The sequence below is a fragment of the Massilia yuzhufengensis genome (assembly GCF_900112225.1).
GTDB classification, from domain to species: Bacteria; Pseudomonadota; Gammaproteobacteria; order Burkholderiales; family Burkholderiaceae_D; genus Telluria; species Telluria yuzhufengensis.
Map to the genome: position 1 here is coordinate 1 of NZ_FOLD01000029.1, position 17,122 is coordinate 17,122.

At 66.3% G+C, this 17,122-nt stretch carries 17 protein-coding genes; 11 read left to right on the top strand and 6 right to left on the bottom strand.

What is annotated here, in order from left to right:
* The first annotated feature begins 159 nt into the window (after positions 1-159).
* Positions 160-1,416 (top strand): MFS transporter, encoded by a 1,257-nt coding sequence (locus BM031_RS19760; RefSeq protein ID WP_091876274.1) that lies wholly within the window; start codon positions 160-162, stop codon positions 1,414-1,416.
* A gap of 114 nt (positions 1,417-1,530) precedes the next feature.
* Positions 1,531-1,929 (top strand): HPF/RaiA family ribosome-associated protein, encoded by a 399-nt coding sequence (locus BM031_RS19765; RefSeq protein WP_091876275.1) that lies wholly within the window; start codon positions 1,531-1,533, stop codon positions 1,927-1,929.
* 41 nt (positions 1,930-1,970) lie between these two features.
* Here the strand turns inward: BM031_RS19765 and BM031_RS19770 are convergent, their stop codons facing one another.
* The gene (locus BM031_RS19770) at positions 1,971-2,780 is read right to left on the bottom strand and encodes a helical backbone metal receptor (protein WP_091876276.1); all 810 of its coding nucleotides are present in this window, start codon (positions 2,778-2,780) and stop codon (positions 1,971-1,973) included.
* A gap of 105 nt (positions 2,781-2,885) precedes the next feature.
* On the opposite strand from BM031_RS19770, the gene BM031_RS19775 reads away from it, so the two are divergent.
* Positions 2,886-3,851, top strand: a complete 966-nt coding sequence (locus BM031_RS19775; protein ID WP_091876277.1) for a GGDEF domain-containing protein — start codon at positions 2,886-2,888, stop codon at positions 3,849-3,851.
* A 75-nt stretch (positions 3,852-3,926) separates the two neighbouring features.
* On the top strand, positions 3,927-5,375 hold the full coding sequence (sbcB, locus tag BM031_RS19780; protein WP_091876278.1) for an exodeoxyribonuclease I: 1,449 nt from the start codon (positions 3,927-3,929) through the stop codon (positions 5,373-5,375).
* A 215-nt stretch (positions 5,376-5,590) separates the two neighbouring features.
* On the opposite strand, the gene pyrF is transcribed toward sbcB, so the two are convergent.
* Positions 5,591-6,412: an orotidine-5'-phosphate decarboxylase gene (gene pyrF / locus BM031_RS19785; protein WP_091876279.1), complete on the bottom strand. Its 822-nt coding sequence runs from the start codon at positions 6,410-6,412 to the stop codon at positions 5,591-5,593.
* Between the two features lie 149 nt (positions 6,413-6,561).
* Here pyrF and BM031_RS19790 point away from each other — a divergent pair, with 149 nt between their 5' ends.
* The 7 genes from BM031_RS19790 (at position 6,562) to BM031_RS19820 (ending at position 11,532) form a co-directional block, all read left to right on the top strand.
* Complete coding sequence (locus tag BM031_RS19790) at positions 6,562-7,170, top strand: LemA family protein (protein ID WP_091876280.1); 609 nt, start codon at positions 6,562-6,564, stop codon at positions 7,168-7,170.
* Between the two features lie 3 nt (positions 7,171-7,173).
* Positions 7,174-8,034, top strand: a complete 861-nt coding sequence (locus BM031_RS19795; protein ID WP_091876281.1) for a TPM domain-containing protein — start codon at positions 7,174-7,176, stop codon at positions 8,032-8,034.
* Positions 8,034-8,555: a TPM domain-containing protein gene (locus BM031_RS19800; protein WP_229409060.1), complete on the top strand. Its 522-nt coding sequence runs from the start codon at positions 8,034-8,036 to the stop codon at positions 8,553-8,555. The genes BM031_RS19795 and BM031_RS19800 overlap by 1 nt, the downstream gene beginning before the upstream one ends.
* 82 nt (positions 8,556-8,637) lie before the next feature.
* Positions 8,638-9,402, top strand: a complete 765-nt coding sequence (locus BM031_RS19805) for an SDR family NAD(P)-dependent oxidoreductase (RefSeq protein WP_091876282.1) — start codon at positions 8,638-8,640, stop codon at positions 9,400-9,402.
* Between the two features lie 526 nt (positions 9,403-9,928).
* The gene (locus BM031_RS19810; RefSeq protein ID WP_091876283.1) at positions 9,929-10,246 is read left to right on the top strand and encodes a hypothetical protein; all 318 of its coding nucleotides are present in this window, start codon (positions 9,929-9,931) and stop codon (positions 10,244-10,246) included.
* 66 nt (positions 10,247-10,312) lie between these two features.
* Complete coding sequence (locus tag BM031_RS19815) at positions 10,313-10,714, top strand: VanZ family protein (protein ID WP_091876284.1); 402 nt, start codon at positions 10,313-10,315, stop codon at positions 10,712-10,714.
* A gap of 158 nt (positions 10,715-10,872) precedes the next feature.
* Complete coding sequence (locus BM031_RS19820; protein ID WP_091876285.1) at positions 10,873-11,532, top strand: hypothetical protein; 660 nt, start codon at positions 10,873-10,875, stop codon at positions 11,530-11,532.
* A gap of 79 nt (positions 11,533-11,611) precedes the next feature.
* Here the strand turns inward: BM031_RS19820 and BM031_RS19825 are convergent, their stop codons facing one another.
* Genes BM031_RS19825 through galT form a run of 4 tightly spaced genes read right to left on the bottom strand, consistent with a single transcriptional unit; the run spans position 11,612 to position 16,732 of the window.
* Positions 11,612-13,438: a glycoside hydrolase family 2 protein gene (locus BM031_RS19825; protein WP_091876286.1), complete on the bottom strand. Its 1,827-nt coding sequence runs from the start codon at positions 13,436-13,438 to the stop codon at positions 11,612-11,614.
* Positions 13,435-14,523, bottom strand: a complete 1,089-nt coding sequence (galK, locus tag BM031_RS19830) for a galactokinase (protein ID WP_091876287.1) — start codon at positions 14,521-14,523, stop codon at positions 13,435-13,437. Before galK ends, BM031_RS19825 begins: the two co-directional genes overlap by 4 nt.
* Positions 14,517-15,629, bottom strand: a complete 1,113-nt coding sequence (locus tag BM031_RS19835; RefSeq protein ID WP_091876288.1) for a M24 family metallopeptidase — start codon at positions 15,627-15,629, stop codon at positions 14,517-14,519. The genes galK and BM031_RS19835 overlap by 7 nt, the downstream gene beginning before the upstream one ends.
* On the bottom strand, positions 15,626-16,732 hold the full coding sequence (galT, locus tag BM031_RS19840; protein ID WP_091876333.1) for a galactose-1-phosphate uridylyltransferase: 1,107 nt from the start codon (positions 16,730-16,732) through the stop codon (positions 15,626-15,628). Before galT ends, BM031_RS19835 begins: the two co-directional genes overlap by 4 nt.
* Between the last annotated feature and the right edge of the window lie 390 nt (positions 16,733-17,122).

Consider the following 17,122-nt stretch of genomic DNA (forward strand, 5'->3'; position numbering starts at 1 on the left):
ACCTCCTCAATTGCGGCTCTGCGCCGAAAGGTTCACCAACCCTCAGCGTAACCCGCGCTTGTTGAGGTTGGTAGGTCAATACATTCTGTCTACGTAGAATCCCTGTTTCGGGCAGAATGACGGGCTGACCAGCTTAAGCATCATCCCAGAAAGCCTTTCATGTCCCTGCTGTCCCCGTCCAGCGGCCTGGCCGTCCTGCGCAACCGTAACCTCGCCTTCTACCTTTCCGCCCGCTTCCTCGGCACCCTCGCCGTGCAGATGCAGAGCGTCGCCATCGGCTGGCAGGTGTACCAGATCACCGGCAGCCTGTTCGACCTCGGCCTGATCGGCCTGGCGCAGTTCGCGCCCTTCCTGGTACTGATCCTGTGGGCCGGCCACGTGGCCGACCGCCACAACCGCCGCAACATCGTCCTGCTGTGCATGGCCACGCAGCTGCTGTGCAGCCTGCTGCTGGTGGGCTTCACGGCCAGCGGCAGCAGCATCGTGTGGCCGGTGTTCGCGATCCTGGTGCTGTTCGGCTCCGCCCGCGCCTTCATGATGCCGGCCTCGCAGGCGGTACTGAAAAACCTGGTGCCCGACCACGCCTTCAGCCAGGCCGTGGCCCTGAGTTCGTCGACCTTCCACGTGGCCGTGATCGCGGGCCCGATCATCGGCGGCCTGCTGTATGCCTTCGGTCCGATGACCGTGCACGTGGTCGCGGCCTGCCTGCTGGCCACCGCGGTGCTGTGCATGTCGGGCACGCGCGCGGCCAGGCAGGCGCGCAGCCAGGGGCCGGTGAGCTGGCAGTCGCTGCTCGAGGGCCTGAAGTTCGTGAAGTCGCGCCCGATCGTGCTGGGCGCGATCTCGCTCGACCTGTTCGCGGTGCTGTTCGGCGGCGCCACCGCCCTGCTCCCCGCCTATGCCCACGACGTGCTGCATGCCGGGCCGCAGGCGCTGGGCCTGCTGCGCACCGCGCCGGGCCTCGGCGCCGCGCTGTGTTCGATCCTGCTGGCGTTTTATCCGATCACGCGCCGGGTCGGGCTGTGGATGTTCGGCGGCGTCGCCGTGTTCGGCCTGTGCACGCTGGTGATGGGCCTGACCAGCAGCTTCCCGGTGGCCCTGGCCGCCCTGTTCATCCTGGGCGCGGGCGACATGGTGAGCGTGTATATCCGCCATCTGCTGGTGCAGTACGAGACGCCGGACGACATCCGCGGGCGCGTGAGTGCGGTGAACTCGGTGTTCATCGGCGCTTCGAACGAACTGGGCGAATTCGAATCGGGCGTGACCGCCGGCTGGCTGGGGCTGGTGCGCGCGATCCTGCTGGGCGGCGCGGCTACGCTGGCCGTGACCGGGCTGTGGGCGGTGCTGTTCCCGGTACTCTCGCGCATGGACCGTTTCCCCCACCACGAGAAGGAAGCGGCGGAAAAAGTGGCTTGATTGTCATGATGCCGGTCTTGCAAGCTGCCGGACCGGCCCCACGTGACATAACAGGACGCGGCAAAATCGACGCCGCGGGTAAGATGAAGATGTTATGTCACAAGGAGCAATCTTATGCAAATCAACGTCAACACCGACCGTACCATTCAAAAACACCAAGGCCTGGATGAACACGTGGAAACCGTGATCCAGGGTTCGATCGGCCGTTTCGGCGAACAAGTCACCCGCGTCGACGTCCACCTGAGCGACGACAACAAGGAAAAGCATGCCGACGGCGGCAATTCCTGCATGATGGAAGCGCGCGTGAGCGGCTACCAGCCAATCGTCGTGCATGAGCACGCGACCGAACTGCACCAGTCGATCAAGAACGCCGGCGGCAAACTCGCCCGTGCCCTCGACAGCGCACTGGGACGCCTGGCGGACAAGAACAAGCACGTGTCGGTTGCCGCGGTGGCGACGGACCTCGATGGCGACATCGATCCGCTGTCGGACAAGCACCTGACCGATTCCTGATTTCCCAAAGGTGGGCGGCTCCTGATCCGGTCGATGCCTGGTCAGGAGCCGCCTTCCAGCATCGCCCTCAGTTCACGCAGATAGCGCAGGCCCGCCAGCGCGCGGCTGCCGTACCACGACATCATCTCCCCATCGACCAGCAGTACCGGAATGCCCAGCTGCTTCTCGAGCGTGTCCGCATGCGCTTCCGTAAAGCGGTAGGGTTCGGTCGAGAGCAGCACCGCGTCGAGCTGGCCCACGATCTGTTCCGACCAGTCGAAGCGCGGATAGCGCGCCTCGCCCAGCCGCGGCACCCGCCAGCCCAGCTCCGCCAGCATGGCCGCGATATAGGTCTCGCCCGACACGCTCATCCACGGATCCTGCCAGATGCAGTACAGGACGGTGCGCGCCGGCGCCGGGGGCAGCGCCTTCAGGGCCGCATATTCCGCTTCGAACGCGCCGCACCACTGCTGCGCCGCGGTGTCCACGCCGAAGATCCCGCCCATCAGCCGCGCCAGCGCCAGGTTATCGCGGGGAACCAGCGGGTGCGTCACCACGATGTTGGGCACGAACTGCGCCAACTCCTCCACCGTGGGCTTTTCGTTCTCGTCGATATTGACCACCAGGTGAGTGGGCGCGAGCTTGCGGATCTTCTCGATGTTCACGTCCTTGGTGCCGCCGACCTTGGGGATGTGTTCGACGGTGTCGCGGGGGTGGATGCAGAAGCCGGTGCGCCCGACGAGCTGGGGCCCGAGCCCGAGATCGCATAATAATTCGGTAATCGATGGCACCAGCGACACGATGCGGGCGCCGGGCGCCGGCACATGCTGGTGGCCAAGGGCGTCGATCAGGTGGTCAGGATGGAAAGTCATGGCCGCTATTGGACCACTGTTGTTTATGGAACGCCAGCGCGCGCTCATCAGTTGCAATGGGTTATCATTCCAAGACGTAAGGACATTTCCCGCAAGAGACCTCCCTTGAACCAGATTGGCACCTTCGGTGCATCCCGCTACGCCATGGGCGAGCTGCAGCTGTTCCGCGACGCCGAAGACCCGGCCGTCACGGCCGCGCTCGCCCCGTGCGCGGTGGTGCGCCTGGCCGCTGGCCAGCAGGTCGAGGATGGCTTGCGGGCGCGCCTGTATATCGTGCTGTCCGGCACGCTGGAAGTGGCGCCGGACGCCCACAGCGGCAACGACGACGGCGGCGTCACCCGGGTCTTCCCCGGCGAAAGCGTGGGCGAGCAAGCGGTGCTGGACGACGCCGTGAACCTGGCCGCGATGACGGCGCTCGAAGATTGCGAGTTGCTGGTGATCGAACCGGAACTCGTGTGGCAATTGATTGACCGCTCGAACGTACTGGCGCGTAACCTGCTGCGCCTGCTCTCTTTCCGCGTGCGCGCCGCCAATGCGCAACTGAAACGCCGCCAGAAGCTGGGCGAGTTCTACCGCCAATTGTCGCTCAACGACGGACTGACCGGGCTCTACAACCGGGCCTGGCTCAACGAAATGCTGCCCAAGCTGGCGGCGCGCGCCCTGCAGGACGGCAGCCCGCTGTCGGTCATCATGATCGACCTCGACCATTTCAAGCGCTTCAACGACACCCACGGCCACATCGCCGGCGATGCCGCCCTGTCGGCCGCGGCGGGCGTGATCCGCGATTCGCTGCGCCCGTCCGACTTCGCGGTGCGCTATGGCGGCGAAGAATTGCTGGCCGTGCTGCCGGATACCCACCTCGACCTGGCCGGCATCGTCGCCGAGCGCCTGGCCGAACGGCTGCGCACCGCCATGGTGTTCCCCGACATGCGCCTTCCGCTCCCCCACATCACGGGCTCCTTCGGGGTCGCCTGCCTGGAAGCGGGCGGCGACGAGCATGCGCTGGTGGCGGCCGCCGACACCGCGCTGTACCGCGCCAAGGAAGCCGGACGCGATCGCGTCAGCGTCTGAGCGGCGAGGCTGACGCCGCGCCCATTCTGTGCCACCATGGCGCCTGCCCGCCGAGTGGCGACACGATAACAAGACATGAGCACGCATACCTTCCTCTGGCACGACTACGAAACCTTCGGCGCGATCCCGCGCCGTGACCGCCCGGCCCAGTTCGCCGCCATCCGCACCGACGCCGAACTCAACGAGATCGGCGAACCGGTCATGCTGTACTGCCAGCCGGCGCCGGACTTCCTGCCCGACCCGCAATCCTGCCTGATCACCGGCATCACGCCCCAGCATTGCCTGGAACGGGGCGTGCCCGAGCACGAATTCGCGCGCCAGATCGAGGCCGCCTTCAGCGAGCCAGGCACCATCGGCGTGGGCTACAACACCATCCGCTTCGACGACGAAGTGACGCGCCACCTGTTCTGGCGCAGCCTGATCGACCCGTACGCGCGCGAATGGCAAAACGGCTGCGGCCGCTGGGACCTGCTGGACGTGGTCCGCATGACTTACGCGCTGCGCCCGGACGGCATCGAGTGGCCCATCCGCGAGGACGGCAAGCCGAGCTTCCGCCTGGAACACTTGAGCGCCGCCAATGGCCTGGCGCACGACGCCGCCCACGACGCGCTGTCGGACGTGCGCGCCACCATCGCGCTGGCGCGCCTGATCCGCCAGAAGCAGCCGAAGCTGTTCGATTTCTGCCTGGAGCTGCGCCGCAAGGACCGTGTGGCCGCCGAGATGGGCCTGCACCTGGAGCCGGGCCAGCGCCAGCCCTTCCTGCATGTCTCGGGAATGTTCCCGGTCGAGTACGGCTGCATGGGCCTGGTGTGGCCGCTGGCCCAGCACCCGACCAACAAGAACGAAATCCTGGTGTGGGACTGCCGCCACGATCCGTCCGAACTGTTTGCACTGGACGTCGACACGATCCGCCAGCGCATGTTCACCAGGAGCGCGGACATGCCCGAAGGGATGACGCGGCTGCCGATCAAGAGCGTCCACCTGAACAAGTCGCCGATGCTGGTCGGGAACCTCAAGACCCTGCAGCCGGCCATGGCCACGCGCTGGGACATCGACCTGGAGCGCGGCCGCGCGCACGCGGCGCTGGCCGCGGCCGGGCGCAACATGACGGCGATCTGGGCGCAGGTGTTCCAGAAGCCGGCGTCCAGCGTAGAAGTGGACGTGGACGAAGACCTGTATGGCGGTTTCGTCAGCAACGGCGACCGCCGCAAGCTCGAATCGCTGCGCCATGAAAAACCCGCGGCGCTGGCCGGCATGCGGCCATCCTTCGAGGATGAGCGCCTGGGCGAGCTGTTCTTCCGCTACCGTGCGCGCAACTTCCCGCAGACTTTGTCGCCGGAAGAAATGCAGCAATGGGAAGACCACCGCGCCGCGCGCCTGTTCGACGGGGCTGGCGGAGCACGGACGGTGGACCAGCTGTTTGGGGAGATCGATGCGCTGCAGGAGACGGCGGATGAGCGGGCCGAGGAGATCCTGGCGGCGTTGTATGACTATGTGGAGATGATTGCGCCTAGTCAGCATTGAGTTGCTGTTGGTTCGCGCTGCGCGCGCTGCGTGAGCGCGCGGCTGTGTGACGAAATTGGGGGGGACAATGCCAGTGGCATTGTTCCCGCCTTCGCCGGGACGACGGTTTCGCGGTTAGCTGGAAAACACTGTTAGCAGATTTTCGGACACTACAACCAGCACGTCGTTCCGGCGCAGGCCGGAACCCAAGTTATAAGCACGCCACGAACGATTCCTTACCCCCGCGCCCCATTGATCGCATCACGGGTCTCGCGCGCCACCCTGCGCGCCGCCGCCGCAAAATCTTCCCCCTCCAGCGGCGCCGCATACAGGATCGCCCGCGACGAATTGATCATCATCCCCGTCCCGCTAGCCGTGCGTCCCGCCCGCACGGTCGCCTCCACATCCCCGCCCTGCGCGCCCACCCCGGGAATCAACAGCGGCATGTCCCCCACCAGCTTGCGCACCTGCGCAATCTCGTCCGGGAAGGTCGCCCCCACCACCAGCGCCAGCTGGCCGTTGCGGTTCCATTTCTCCGCCACCAGCTGGGCCACATGCTGGTACAGCGGGCGGCCGCCGACATCGAGGAATTGCAGGTCCGACCCGCCCGCATTCGAGGTGCGGCAAAGCACGATCACGCCGCGGTCAGCCCATTCCAGGTAGGGCTCGACCGAATCGAAGCCCATATACGGGCTGACCGTCACCGCGTCGGCGCCGTAGCGGTCAAAAGCTTCGCGCGCATACTGGTGGGCGGTGGCGCCGATGTCGCCGCGCTTGGCGTCGAGCACCAGCGGGATGTGCGGGTAGCTGGTGCGCAGGTAGGTGCAGATCTGCTCCAGCTGCGCTTCGGCGCCCAGCGCCGCGAAGTAGGCGATCTGCGGCTTGAAGGCGCAGGCCAGGTCGGCGGTGGCGTCGATGATCGCCCGGCAGAACTGGACGATGGCGTCCGGCTGGCCGGCCAGGTGGGCCGGGAAGCGCGCCAGGTCGGGGTCGAGCCCGACACACAGCAGCGAGTTATTGCGGGTCCATGCCGCGGAAAGCTTGTCGATGAAAGTCACGTTGGGCCCCTTGTTATTTCTGATTGCAAACCCCCATATTGTACCCGCCAGCCATGGCCCGTCGCCGGGCGCTCCGCGATGATGCGCCAGAAGATCTTTACATCATGTATATTTTGACCATTCGACAACTTGCCGTGGATACGACAATCATGACTTCTACCTTCTTCGCGCGCTGGACCGGTACCCTGGTGCTCGCCATTTTTGCTTCGCTCCTGTCCGGCTGCGGCTACAACGATTTCCAATCCAAGGACGAGGCGACCAAGGCCGCCTGGGGTGAAGTGGTTAACCAGTACCAGCGCCGTGCCGACCTGATCCCCAACCTGGTCAATACCGTCAAGGGCTACGCCTCGCACGAGCGCGAAACGCTCGAGGCCGTGACCCGTGCGCGCGCCGCGGCCACCAGTTTCCAGATCACGCCGGAAGTGCTGAACAATCCTGAAGCGTTCCAGAAATTCCAGCAAGTGCAGGGCGAGCTGTCCGGCGCGCTGTCACGTCTGATGGTCGTGTCCGAGAAATATCCAGACCTCAAAGCCGACACCAGTTTCCGCGACCTGCAGTCGCAGCTGGAAGGCACCGAGAACCGCATCACGGTCGCACGCCAGCGCTACATCGCGGCGGTGCAGGACTACAACGTCACCGTGCGCAAGTTCCCGACCAACCTGACCGCCATGGTCTTCGGCTACGAAACCAAGCCCTCGTTCACGGTCGAGAACGAAAAAGCGATTTCGACCGCACCGACGGTCAACTTCGGCAAATAAACAATGCGCGCGTTCACCAAGGCCAGCTTCCTGCATTCGCTGTGGGCCCTGCTGCTGGCATGCGTGCTGGCCACGCCGGCCTTCGCCCAGCTCAAGCCGGTGCCCGCGCTGAGCGGCCGCGTGGTCGACGAAGCCGGCATGCTCGACGCCAGCCAGCGCGAGCGCCTCACGGCGGTGCTGGCCGACTACGAAGCCCGCACCGGCAGCCAGATCGCGGTGCTGCTGGTGAAATCGACCGAGCCTGAAGCGATCGAGCAGTACAGCATCCGCGTCACCGATGCCTGGAAGCTCGGCCGCAAGGGCGTCGACGATGGCGTGCTGCTGATGGTGGCGCGCGACAACCCGAGTGCGCTGCGCAGGCTGCGCATCGAGTCCGGGCGCGGCGTGCAGGGCGTGCTGACCGACGCCCAGTCGAAACGCATCCTGCAGGATGTGATCGCACCGCACTTCCGCCAGAACCATTATTACGAAGGCCTGGTGGCCGGCGTCGGCGCCATCGCCACCCTGCTCAACAAGGAAAGCTTCCCTGCCCCGGCCCAGCAGCAGGCGCCGCAGCGCCAGGCCGCGCAAGACAGCGGCGGGGGCGGCTTCTCGATCTTCGGCATCCTGGCGCTGGTCATCGGCTTCACCATGCTGCGTTCGATCTTCAAACCACGCCGCAGCCGCCTGTCCCCGAATCATTGGGGCCGCAGCAGCAGTGGCCTGGGCAATGTTGCCACCGGCATCATCCTCGGCAACCTCATCGGCGGCATTGGCCGCGGCGGTGGGGGCGGCTTCGGTGGAGGTGGAGGCGGATTCGGTGGCGGCGGCTTTTCCGGCGGTGGCGGCAGCTTTGACGGCGGCGGCGCCTCGGGAGACTGGTAATGAGCATGGACATTGGCATGGGACAGCGCATCCGGCGCGCATGGCGCCACCTCGGCAGCAGCAACGGCGACGCCAGGCGCGCGTTTCCTGAACCAACCCTGGCGGCCATCAGCGCCGCCATCACCGCCGGCGAGCAGACCCACCGCGGCGAAGTGCGCCTGATCGTCGAGAAGGCCCTGCCCTTCGACGAGGCCTGGGACGGCGTGAGCAACCGCCAGCGCGCGCTGGCCCTGTTCGCCGACTACGGCGTGTGGGACACCGAAGACAATTGCGGCGTGCTCATCTACATCAACCTGGCCGAGCACAAGGTCGATATCGTGGCGGACCGCGGGATCGACCGCAAGATCGACAGCAGCACCTGGCAGGCCGTGTGCCGGACCATGACCGAGGGCTTCCGCGCCGGCCAGTTTCACGATGCCACCCTGGCCGCCATCGGCCAGGTGAACGCTTTGCTGCAGCAGCACTTCCCGGCCGACGGCGCGCGCGCCAACGAGCTGCCGGACCAGCCGCTGATGCTGTAAGGCGCTGCGGTTTCAACGCCGGCCACTGGCCGGCATCGGCTCTGGTTACAATCGCGGTTTCGAATTTTCTTGAAAGCCCGCCATGAGACTAGCCAACAAAATCGCGATCGTTACCGGCGCCAGCCAGGGCATCGGCCTTGCCTGCGCCCAGCGCCTTGCGCAGGAAGGCGCGCGCGTGATGCTCGTGGATATTCGTCCGGAGGGCGCCGACGCCGCCGCGGCCCTGGGCGAGATGGCGCGCTACTGCCACGCCGACGTCAGCCTGAAGCCGGATGTCGACGCGATGATCGCCGCCACCCTGGCCGCCTTCGGCCAGATCGATATCCTCATCAACAATGCCGGCGTGACCCACGCTGCCGACTTCCTCGACCTGGCCGAAGACGATTTCGACCGGGTGCTGCGTATTAACCTGAAATCGATGTTCCTGTGCAGCCAGGCGGCGGCGCGCGAGATGGTCAAGCGCCAGAGCGGCTGCATCATCAATATGTCGAGCGTCAATGCCGAGCTGACCATCCCGAACCAGGTGCCGTATGTGGTATCGAAAGGCGGCGTCAACCAGCTGACCCGCGTCGCGGCGATCAGCCTGGCCGAACACGGCATTCGCGTGAATGCCATCGGCCCGGGCACGATCTTGACGGAACTGGCCAAGAAAGCCGTGCTCGGCAGCCCGGAAGCGCGCCATACCATCCTGTCGCGCACGCCCCTCGGCCGCTGCGGCGAGCCGGAAGAAGTAGCGGGGATCGCCGCCTTCCTGGCGAGCGACGACGCCTCGTACATGACCGGCCAGACCCTGTATGCGGATGGCGGGCGCATGGCGCTTAACTATACAGTTCCCGTGCGCGCGTAAATCGCGGAGATATGCGTTAAATCAATGTCTGGTATCCGAATACTAAATTAGACATATATTTTGCGGAGCAGCATAATTACACCTGTCTCCACTATTCTCCTCCAAGAAAATAGTTTTAAGCCCGCCCTGAGCGGGCTTTTTTTTGCGCGTCCTGCGCGATATTGTTGAGATCACGAACGTCCCGCCCGGTTCGAGTTCACAGGCCCACGTTTGACCAGGGTCACACCGTGGTCACAATCAGCCCGTATACTTTGAATCACCTGCGATACACGCAACCGATATGCGTGGTTGCAGCAGGTGTGCTGCACCGCGTGCAACACACCTAACCGAACATGCGTCTCTTGGCCCGATCTTGGGTTGTGCCCGTCAGTCCCTGGCGGGCATTTTTTTCCTTACGTTGACAACATATCAGCAAAAATCTTCCTGTAACGCTTGAAGCGGCGCGGGAATTGGCTATGATGAAGCTCCGCCCCATGAATCGTCCATGGGGCTGCGGCGACACAACACGATAATGGGAGCCTGTCCTATGAATTTACGTGTATCCGAGTCCTACGCGCATCCGCCCGAGCCCGCGACTTCGCGGCGCCGCCACCAGCTTGACGGCAGCCTGGTATTAAGCGAGCTGAACCCCTTGGCCGTCGTCGACCAGCTCGACGACGACAGCATCCCGCTGAACCTGCTGACCTTCGGCAGCGTCCGCGAACTCTGCCCCAAGTGCCGGCAGACCCACCTGAAGCTCGTGCTGCGACAGAACAGCGTGCGCGTGGCGCACCTGTTCTGCGCCGACTGCGAAAGCTGTTTCGACGCCCACTACACCAACGGCAGGCCGGCGCTGAGCATCTGAGGCAGAAGGGTGGCCGGCCGGCAGGGTCGCATGGTATCGTTGGCGTTTCCCCGACGACGTACCGCCATGCCCGCTTTCCTGACGCTGATGCTCCTCGATCCCCGCCTGCGCCCTGTCCGCCTCGGGCTGGCCCTCGTGCTGTATGCCGGCATCCTGGTCGCCGGCTCGATCCCGGGCGCGCGCGCCGAACTGGGCGAATATGCGCCCGGCGTGGTGCTGCATGGCCTCACTTATGCCTTCCTCGCCATGCTGTGGTTCCTCGGCAGCGCCGGCAGCGGCCCCCTGCGCGCCGCCAAGGCGGTGCTGGCGATCGCCCTGATGGGCGCTGGCGACGAGCTCATCCAGAGCTTCCTGCCCTACCGCAGCGGCGACGTGCGCGACTGGATGGTCGACGTGAGCGCCGCGATCGTCGCCAGCAGCCTGCTGGCCATGGTCGTGCCGCAGCAGGACAGCGCGCGTCAGCGCTGATCCTTCCTTCCTGAAACATTGGCCCGCCGCGGCCACTTTGATACAGCTCAGCTTCAACCCGGGTCAGCTGGAACGCTGGCGCGCTTCCTGCCTCTTACTTGAAGTGGCAGGCTGCATCGTCACGCATCCAACAAAACATCCACCATAAGGAGTTGATCATGAAGCAAAAACACCAGAGCATGATCCTGGCGGGCTTGCTTGCTGTGGCGCTGGGCCTGACCGGGTGTGCCGGCATGCGCGGCGACAGCGAGTCGTCCAGCGGAACCAGCGGCGCCACCTCGGGCAGCAGTAGCGCCACCGGCACCACCGGCACGGGCGGGTCCGGCAGCTACGGCGCGGGCAGCGCTACCGATGCCTCCGGCAACCCCGCCGGCAGCAGCGGCAGCACGAGCAGCGGCAGCAGCATGGGCGCCGCGGGCACTTCGGCCTCCTCGGGCAGCTCTGGCAGCGCCGGCAGCACCGGTTCCAGCAGCGCGTCCGGCTGGGACCAGTCCGGCAGCACGGGGGCGAGCGGCAGCACCGGTTCCAGCACCGCGGGCGCCCAGGCCGGCGCCTCTACCAGCGCCAGCTCCAGCCCGAACAGCACGGTGCTGGCGATCGAAGTCGTGCCGCGCGCCAGCTCGGGCAGCTCGGGCAGCTCCGGCGCCACCGGCAGCACCGGGTCCAGCGGGTTCGCCGGCGCCACCGGCAGCGCCAACGCCTACCGCGTTACGGTGCGCAAGGACGACGGCAGCACCCAGGTCATCACCCAGGACACCACGCCCGACTTCCGCAGCGGCGACCGGGTCAACGTCACGGCCGGCGCCATCCAGCACTAGCCACACCGTCGCGCGGGCGTAAAAAAAGACGCGCACCGTTCCCCGGTGCGCGCCTTGTGCCTGCCTTGCGGCCGGCTGCTTACGGCATGCCGGTTCCACCCGGGATGCCGTCCCCTTCCGTTTCGATGTCCTTCTTTTGCAGCGGCACGTTGCGCGTGGCGGCGCTGATCACGTCGAACGGCAGCTTCGGCGTGCGGTCGGCGTTCAGCAGGCCGTTGGCCTCCTGGAAGGTGTCGGTGAACTGCGTGTAGCAGAAACCACTGAACATGAAGGTTTCGTTCACCACCTGCAGCAGCCTGCGGTACAGCGACAGGTAGCTATCGGCCGAGTGCGCGCGCGAATAACCCCAGGTGGTCTTGTCCGCGTCCGGATCCTGCTTCGGATCGTAGGCGATGCCGCCGAATTCGGTCAGCACGATCGGCTGGCCGCGGTGCGGGAAACCATCGAGTGTCAGGATGCGCCCGCCCGGACGCCGCTGGTCGAACAGGGTCCGCACCGGGTCGGTCACCGCGTAGCGCGCCATCACCTTTTCCGGGTCGCAGTCGTAGTCGTGGATGCCCAGGATGTCGGTGGCCGAGGCTTCCCAGCCATCGTTGCCGATTACCGGCCGGGTCGAATCGAGCGTGCGGGTCAGGTGGTACAGCGCCTCCACCGCGTTGCGGTGCGCCTGCGTCAGCGTCAGGTTCGGCACGCCCCACGACTCGTTGAAGGCCACCCATACGATGATGCAGGGGTGGCTGTAGTCGCGCTGGATCGCCTCGGTCCACTCGCGCACCATGCGCGTGATGGCCCGCGAGCTGAAGCGGTAGGCCGATGGCATCTCTTCCCACACCAGCAGCCCGAGCCGGTCGGCCCAGTACAGGAAGCGCGGGTCCTCGATCTTCTGGTGCTTGCGCACGCCGTTGAAGCCCATCAGCTTGACCAGCTCGACGTCGCGCTTCAGGTGCTCGTCCGACGGCGCCGTCATGAACGATTCCGGCCAGTAGCCCTGGTCCAGCACCAGGCGCAGCTGGTAGGGGCGGCCATTGAGCATGAAGCGGTCGCGGTTGATGGAGACCGAGCGCAGCGCCGTGTACGAGCGGATGCGGTCGAGCACGCGGTCGCCGCAGCGCAGCGTGACTTCGGCGTCCAGCAAGGTCGGGCGCTCCGGGCTCCACAGGATTTCATTGCGCGAGTCGTCGATGCCGGGGTCGGACAGCGCGATCTTGCGGTTGGCCTCGCCGGCCAGCAGCTTGTAGTAGTCGTCGGCCAGCAGCTGTTCGCCGTGCCATATCTTGACCTCGACGAACAGTTCCTGCTGGGTGTGGCCGGCGGCAAACACCTCGCAGCCGATCTCGTAGGTTTCGAAGATCGGCGTCCAGCGCAGCGAGGCGATGTAGGTGTCTTCCACCTGCTCCACCCACACCGTCTGCCAGATGCCCGTGGTGCGCGGGTACCAGATCGAGTGCGGTTCGAGCAGCCAGTCCTGCTTGCCGCGCGGCTTGGCCAGGTCGGCCGGATCGTCTTCCACGAACACCGTGACGACCTGCTTGCCGTCTTCGCGCATGACGCCGGTGATGTCGGCCTGGAACGGCGTATGGCCGCCCTCGTGCTCGGCCACCAGGCGGCCGTTCACCCACACCCGGGCGGCGTAGTCGACCGCGCCGAAGTGCAGGATGGTGCGCTTGCCGTTGGGGGCCAGCTCGAACTCGCGTTCATACCAGACGGCGCGGTGGAAGCCCGTGTCCTGGATGCCGCTCAGTTCAGTCTCGACGGCGAACGGCACCTTGATCTCGTGGGTCCATTCGGGGGCGCTGTCGGGCAGCCGGTACACCAGGTCATCGTCGAAGCAGAAGCGCCATGTTCCGTTGAGGTTGATCCAGTTGTCGCGCACCAGCTGGGGACGGGGATATTCAAACTGATTCATTGTTGTCCTTTCTGTTCAGTCGGAACCGGAACAAGTATCCGGCCCTGTCGTCCTTGCCTGTTATAGGCCGCCAGCGCGGTGGCGGCAGCTTCCTGTGCCTGTCCTGCCCGGCACAACGCCACGCAGGCGCCGCCAAAGCCGGCGCCGGTCAGGCGCGCCCCGAGCACGCCGGGGGCTGCGCGCAGGTGTTCGCACAGTTCGTCGAGTTCGGGGATCGATACTTCATAGTCGTCGCGCAGGCTGAAGTGCGATGCGTTCATCAGCTCGCCGAAGCGTTCGGCGCTCACGCCCTGCGCCGCTTCCAGTACGCGCAGGTTTTCCAGCACCACGTGGCGCGCGCGCTCGCGTTGCGGCGACGGCAGGCCTTCCACCGCGGCCGGGTCGGTCACGTCGCGCAGCGCCTGCACGCCAAGCCGGCGCGACGCGTCCTCGCACTCGGCGCGGCGCTCGTTGTACTTGCTGGCCGCCAGCTTGCGCGCGATGCCGGAATCGACCACGATCAGTTCAGTATCGGGAGGCATCTTGACCAGGTGGTGTTCCAGCGTGCGGGCGTCGATGAACAGCATATTGGTTTCGTCAGCCAGGCTGGACGCCATCTGGTCCATGATCCCGCAGTTCACGTGCGCGTATTCGATTTCCGCGCGCTGGGCGATGCGGGCCAGCTTGACGTCGTCGAGCTCGAAACCGAGCAGCGCGCGCATGGCCCGCAAGGTAGCCACCTCGAGCGCGGCCGACGACGACAGGCCCGAGCCCACCGGCAAGTCGGTGGTGACATACACGCGCAGCGGCGGCACCTCGATGCCCTCGGCCTGCACCAGCCGGATGCAGCCCTCGATGTAGCTGCCGAAGCCCTGCGGCGCACTGCTGCCGGACGCGAAGGTCACGGTGCTGTCGAACGTGGGCGAATAGAAATGGAAGTGGTCGTCGCCGCTGCGGCTCATCGCCACCAGCGTGCGCTGCGGGGTCGCCACCGGCAGCATGAAACCATCGTTGTAGTCGGTATGCTCGCCAAGCAGGTTGACGCGCCCGGGCGCCGACGCGTTCACTTCCGGCGCCCCGCCGAAGAAGTTGTCGGTATTTACCATGTTTGCTGCTCCAGCCAAAGGGGCCGCTTGCGGCCATGTACGTCCACCGCCGGCCAGCCGGGGTCGAACGTGAGATTCTCGAGCCCGTCCGGGCCGAGCAGGAAAGTGTCTTCGATTTTCACGCCCGCGAAGCTCGGGTTGAACGCGAACGCCATGCCCTCTTCCAGCAAGGTCGCGGTGCTCGGGCTGGCGACGATCTCGCGTGCCCGGTAGCCGGTGATGCCGCCCTGGTGGTGCTCGCGGATCGCCGCTTCGCGGTCGGCATGCCGGTAGGCCGCCTCCAGCGCATGGTACACCGCCGCCAGCGACTTGCCCGCCTGAACTGCCGCCAGGCCGGTCGCCTCGACCTCCATCAGCGCGCGCTGCTGGTCCAGCGGCGCGGGGCCGAAGCTCACGAAGCGCGTCAGGTTGGCGTACAGGCCGTGGCGGCGGGCGCAGAACACCAGCATCGCACGCGCGCCGATCGCTTCATTCGAGGGCGTGGCGTGACGGTAGGCCGGCAGGCGCCGTTCACCGGCGGCCAGCACCAGCGCCGGATGGATGCCGCGCCGCCACAGCGCTTCGGCGCCGGCCCCGGCCAGCTGGTATTCGGTCCAGTCGGGGCGCGCCATGCGCAGCACTTCGCCCATCGCCTCCGACGCTTCGCGCCCCAGCGCGCGGTAGCGCTCGCACTCGTCGGCGCCCAGCACCAGGCGGCGCTGGCGCAGCGCATAGGGCAGCGGCTGTTCGCCGTGGCCGGCCGACGGCGCGGGCCGGTCCGACAGGATGCTGCGCCCGCTCGCCGCATTGAGCACATAGCGCTCGCGCAGTTCCGGCTCGGCCCAGGGCTCGATGTGAAAGGTGAAGCCTTCCGGGATCTCTTCGGCGCGCAGGCGCTCGCCCTCGATGGCGTCGGTCAGGATGCAGGCTTCCTCGGGTGTGACCAGCACTTCGGCCACGCCGTGATCGGTGGTGTGCAGCACGGCGCTGGAGCCGCCCGCAGTGACCCAGGCGAACCAGTCGACGCCGCGCAGGCGGAAGGCGCCGGCGCTCGCCTGCTTCAGGTGGGCGCGCAGTATCGCCAGCTTGTCGGCGACCTCGGCCGCGCGCTGCTGGAGTCCCGTCATGCCGGCCTCTCCGGCGTGGCCTCCAGGCTCACCTCCACCTGCTGCAGTTCGTAGGCGGTGGTCTCGGGCAGCACGTCCATCGCGAACATGCCGGCGGCCAGTTCGGTCCCGGCCAGGTATTTCAGGCGGTCGCGGGTACGGTATGGCGGGTAGAACTGCGCGTGCAGCTGGGTTTCCGGATGCGCGGCGCCGTCGGTGGGCGCCTGGTACCAGGCCATCAGGTAGGGGAAGGGCCGGTTCCACAGCGCCTCGAACTTGAGCAGCACGGTCTTGAGCGCGCGCGCCAGGGCGGCGCGCGCCTCGGGCGCGAGGGCGGCGAAATCCTTGCAGGGCGCAGTCGGCATCACCCACACCTCGTAGGGGTAGCGCGCGCAGGCCGGCACGAAGGCGATCGCATGCTCGTCCTGGTACAGCACGCGCTTGCCATCGGCCGCTTCGTCGCGCGCCATGTCGCACAGCAGGCTGGCGCCGTGCTGCAGGAAGTACTCGCGCTCCTGCGCCAGCATGCGCGCCGGCACCGCCGGCACGAAGGGGTAGGCATAGATCTGGCCGTGCGGATGGTGCAGGGTCACGCCCACTTCGGCGCCGCGGTTCTCGAACGGCAATACGTAGTGGATGTTCTGGTGGCTGCCGATGCGCTCGGTGCGGTCGCCCCAGGCAGCCAGCAGCAGTTCGATGCGCGACAGCGGGAGCGAAGCGAGCGAGGCATGCGGGTCTTGCGTGAACACCACCACCTCGCAGTGGCCATTGGCCGGAGCGGTGGGCACCGTCAGCGACGGCGGGTCGTGCGAATCCAGCGCCAGCGACGGGAAGCGATTGTCGAACACGGCGATCTCGTAGTCGCCGGCCGGCATCTCGGTGGGGTGCTCGGGGTCGCTGACCGGCGCCAGCGGGTTGTACTGCGGCGGCGGCTGGTAGGTGCGGTTCTGGCGGAATGCGGCGTAGGTCACCCACTCCCCGCGCAGCGGGTGCCAGCGCAGGTGGGGGTTGGCATGCTGCGGATCGGGGAAGGGGCTGGGCGCAGCGATTCCTTCCGGGATCGGATGGTTGCTGTACAAGGTAATGTTGCGTCCGTCCGGCTTCTTGAGATCTTTGCTGTGCATGGCATCCAAAAAATTGTCGGGCTGATGTTCAGCGAATACGCGCGAGTACGCACCGGCATGAACCGGGGCGCTTGCGGCCTGAAAAACGATCCTATCATGCTGTTTCGGCCACACTTTCCCTCTAGCACGGAGGTATTTTCCGGGCATCAACGCAATGCGCGCCCAGGGCGAAAGCGCAGGGCGCAGCCTGCCCCGCCGCTGCGAGGGAAACCACGCATGCACTGTTGGGCTTGGCAGGCTTCTGTAAGCCTATTCCGACATCATCATGAGAAATTTTTACACATTTCGGCGAGCAAGGCGCCTAGGGGTGCAACATGATCACGCCAGTGAGCGATGCTGCACGCGCAACAAAAAGCCCCGGTCGATGCCGGGGCTCGTGGGGCGTCCAGG

Coding starts and splice junctions, on each gene's coding strand:
- BM031_RS19760 (WP_091876274.1), top strand. CDS start 160: ATGTCCCTGCTGTCCCCGTCCAGCGGCCTGGCCGTCCTGCGCAACCGT.
- BM031_RS19765 (WP_091876275.1), top strand. CDS start 1,531: ATGCAAATCAACGTCAACACCGACCGTACCATTCAAAAACACCAAGGC.
- BM031_RS19770 (WP_091876276.1), bottom strand. CDS start 2,780: ATGACTTTCCATCCTGACCACCTGATCGACGCCCTTGGCCACCAGCAT.
- sbcB (WP_091876278.1), top strand. CDS start 3,927: ATGAGCACGCATACCTTCCTCTGGCACGACTACGAAACCTTCGGCGCG.
- BM031_RS19790 (WP_091876280.1), top strand. CDS start 6,562: ATGACTTCTACCTTCTTCGCGCGCTGGACCGGTACCCTGGTGCTCGCC.
- BM031_RS19795 (WP_091876281.1), top strand. CDS start 7,174: ATGCGCGCGTTCACCAAGGCCAGCTTCCTGCATTCGCTGTGGGCCCTG.
- BM031_RS19800 (WP_229409060.1), top strand. CDS start 8,034: ATGAGCATGGACATTGGCATGGGACAGCGCATCCGGCGCGCATGGCGC.
- BM031_RS19805 (WP_091876282.1), top strand. CDS start 8,638: ATGAGACTAGCCAACAAAATCGCGATCGTTACCGGCGCCAGCCAGGGC.
- BM031_RS19810 (WP_091876283.1), top strand. CDS start 9,929: ATGAATTTACGTGTATCCGAGTCCTACGCGCATCCGCCCGAGCCCGCG.
- BM031_RS19815 (WP_091876284.1), top strand. CDS start 10,313: ATGCCCGCTTTCCTGACGCTGATGCTCCTCGATCCCCGCCTGCGCCCT.
- BM031_RS19820 (WP_091876285.1), top strand. CDS start 10,873: ATGAAGCAAAAACACCAGAGCATGATCCTGGCGGGCTTGCTTGCTGTG.
- BM031_RS19825 (WP_091876286.1), bottom strand. CDS start 13,438: ATGAATCAGTTTGAATATCCCCGTCCCCAGCTGGTGCGCGACAACTGG.
- galK (WP_091876287.1), bottom strand. CDS start 14,523: ATGGTAAATACCGACAACTTCTTCGGCGGGGCGCCGGAAGTGAACGCG.
- BM031_RS19835 (WP_091876288.1), bottom strand. CDS start 15,629: ATGACGGGACTCCAGCAGCGCGCGGCCGAGGTCGCCGACAAGCTGGCG.
- galT (WP_091876333.1), bottom strand. CDS start 16,732: ATGCACAGCAAAGATCTCAAGAAGCCGGACGGACGCAACATTACCTTG.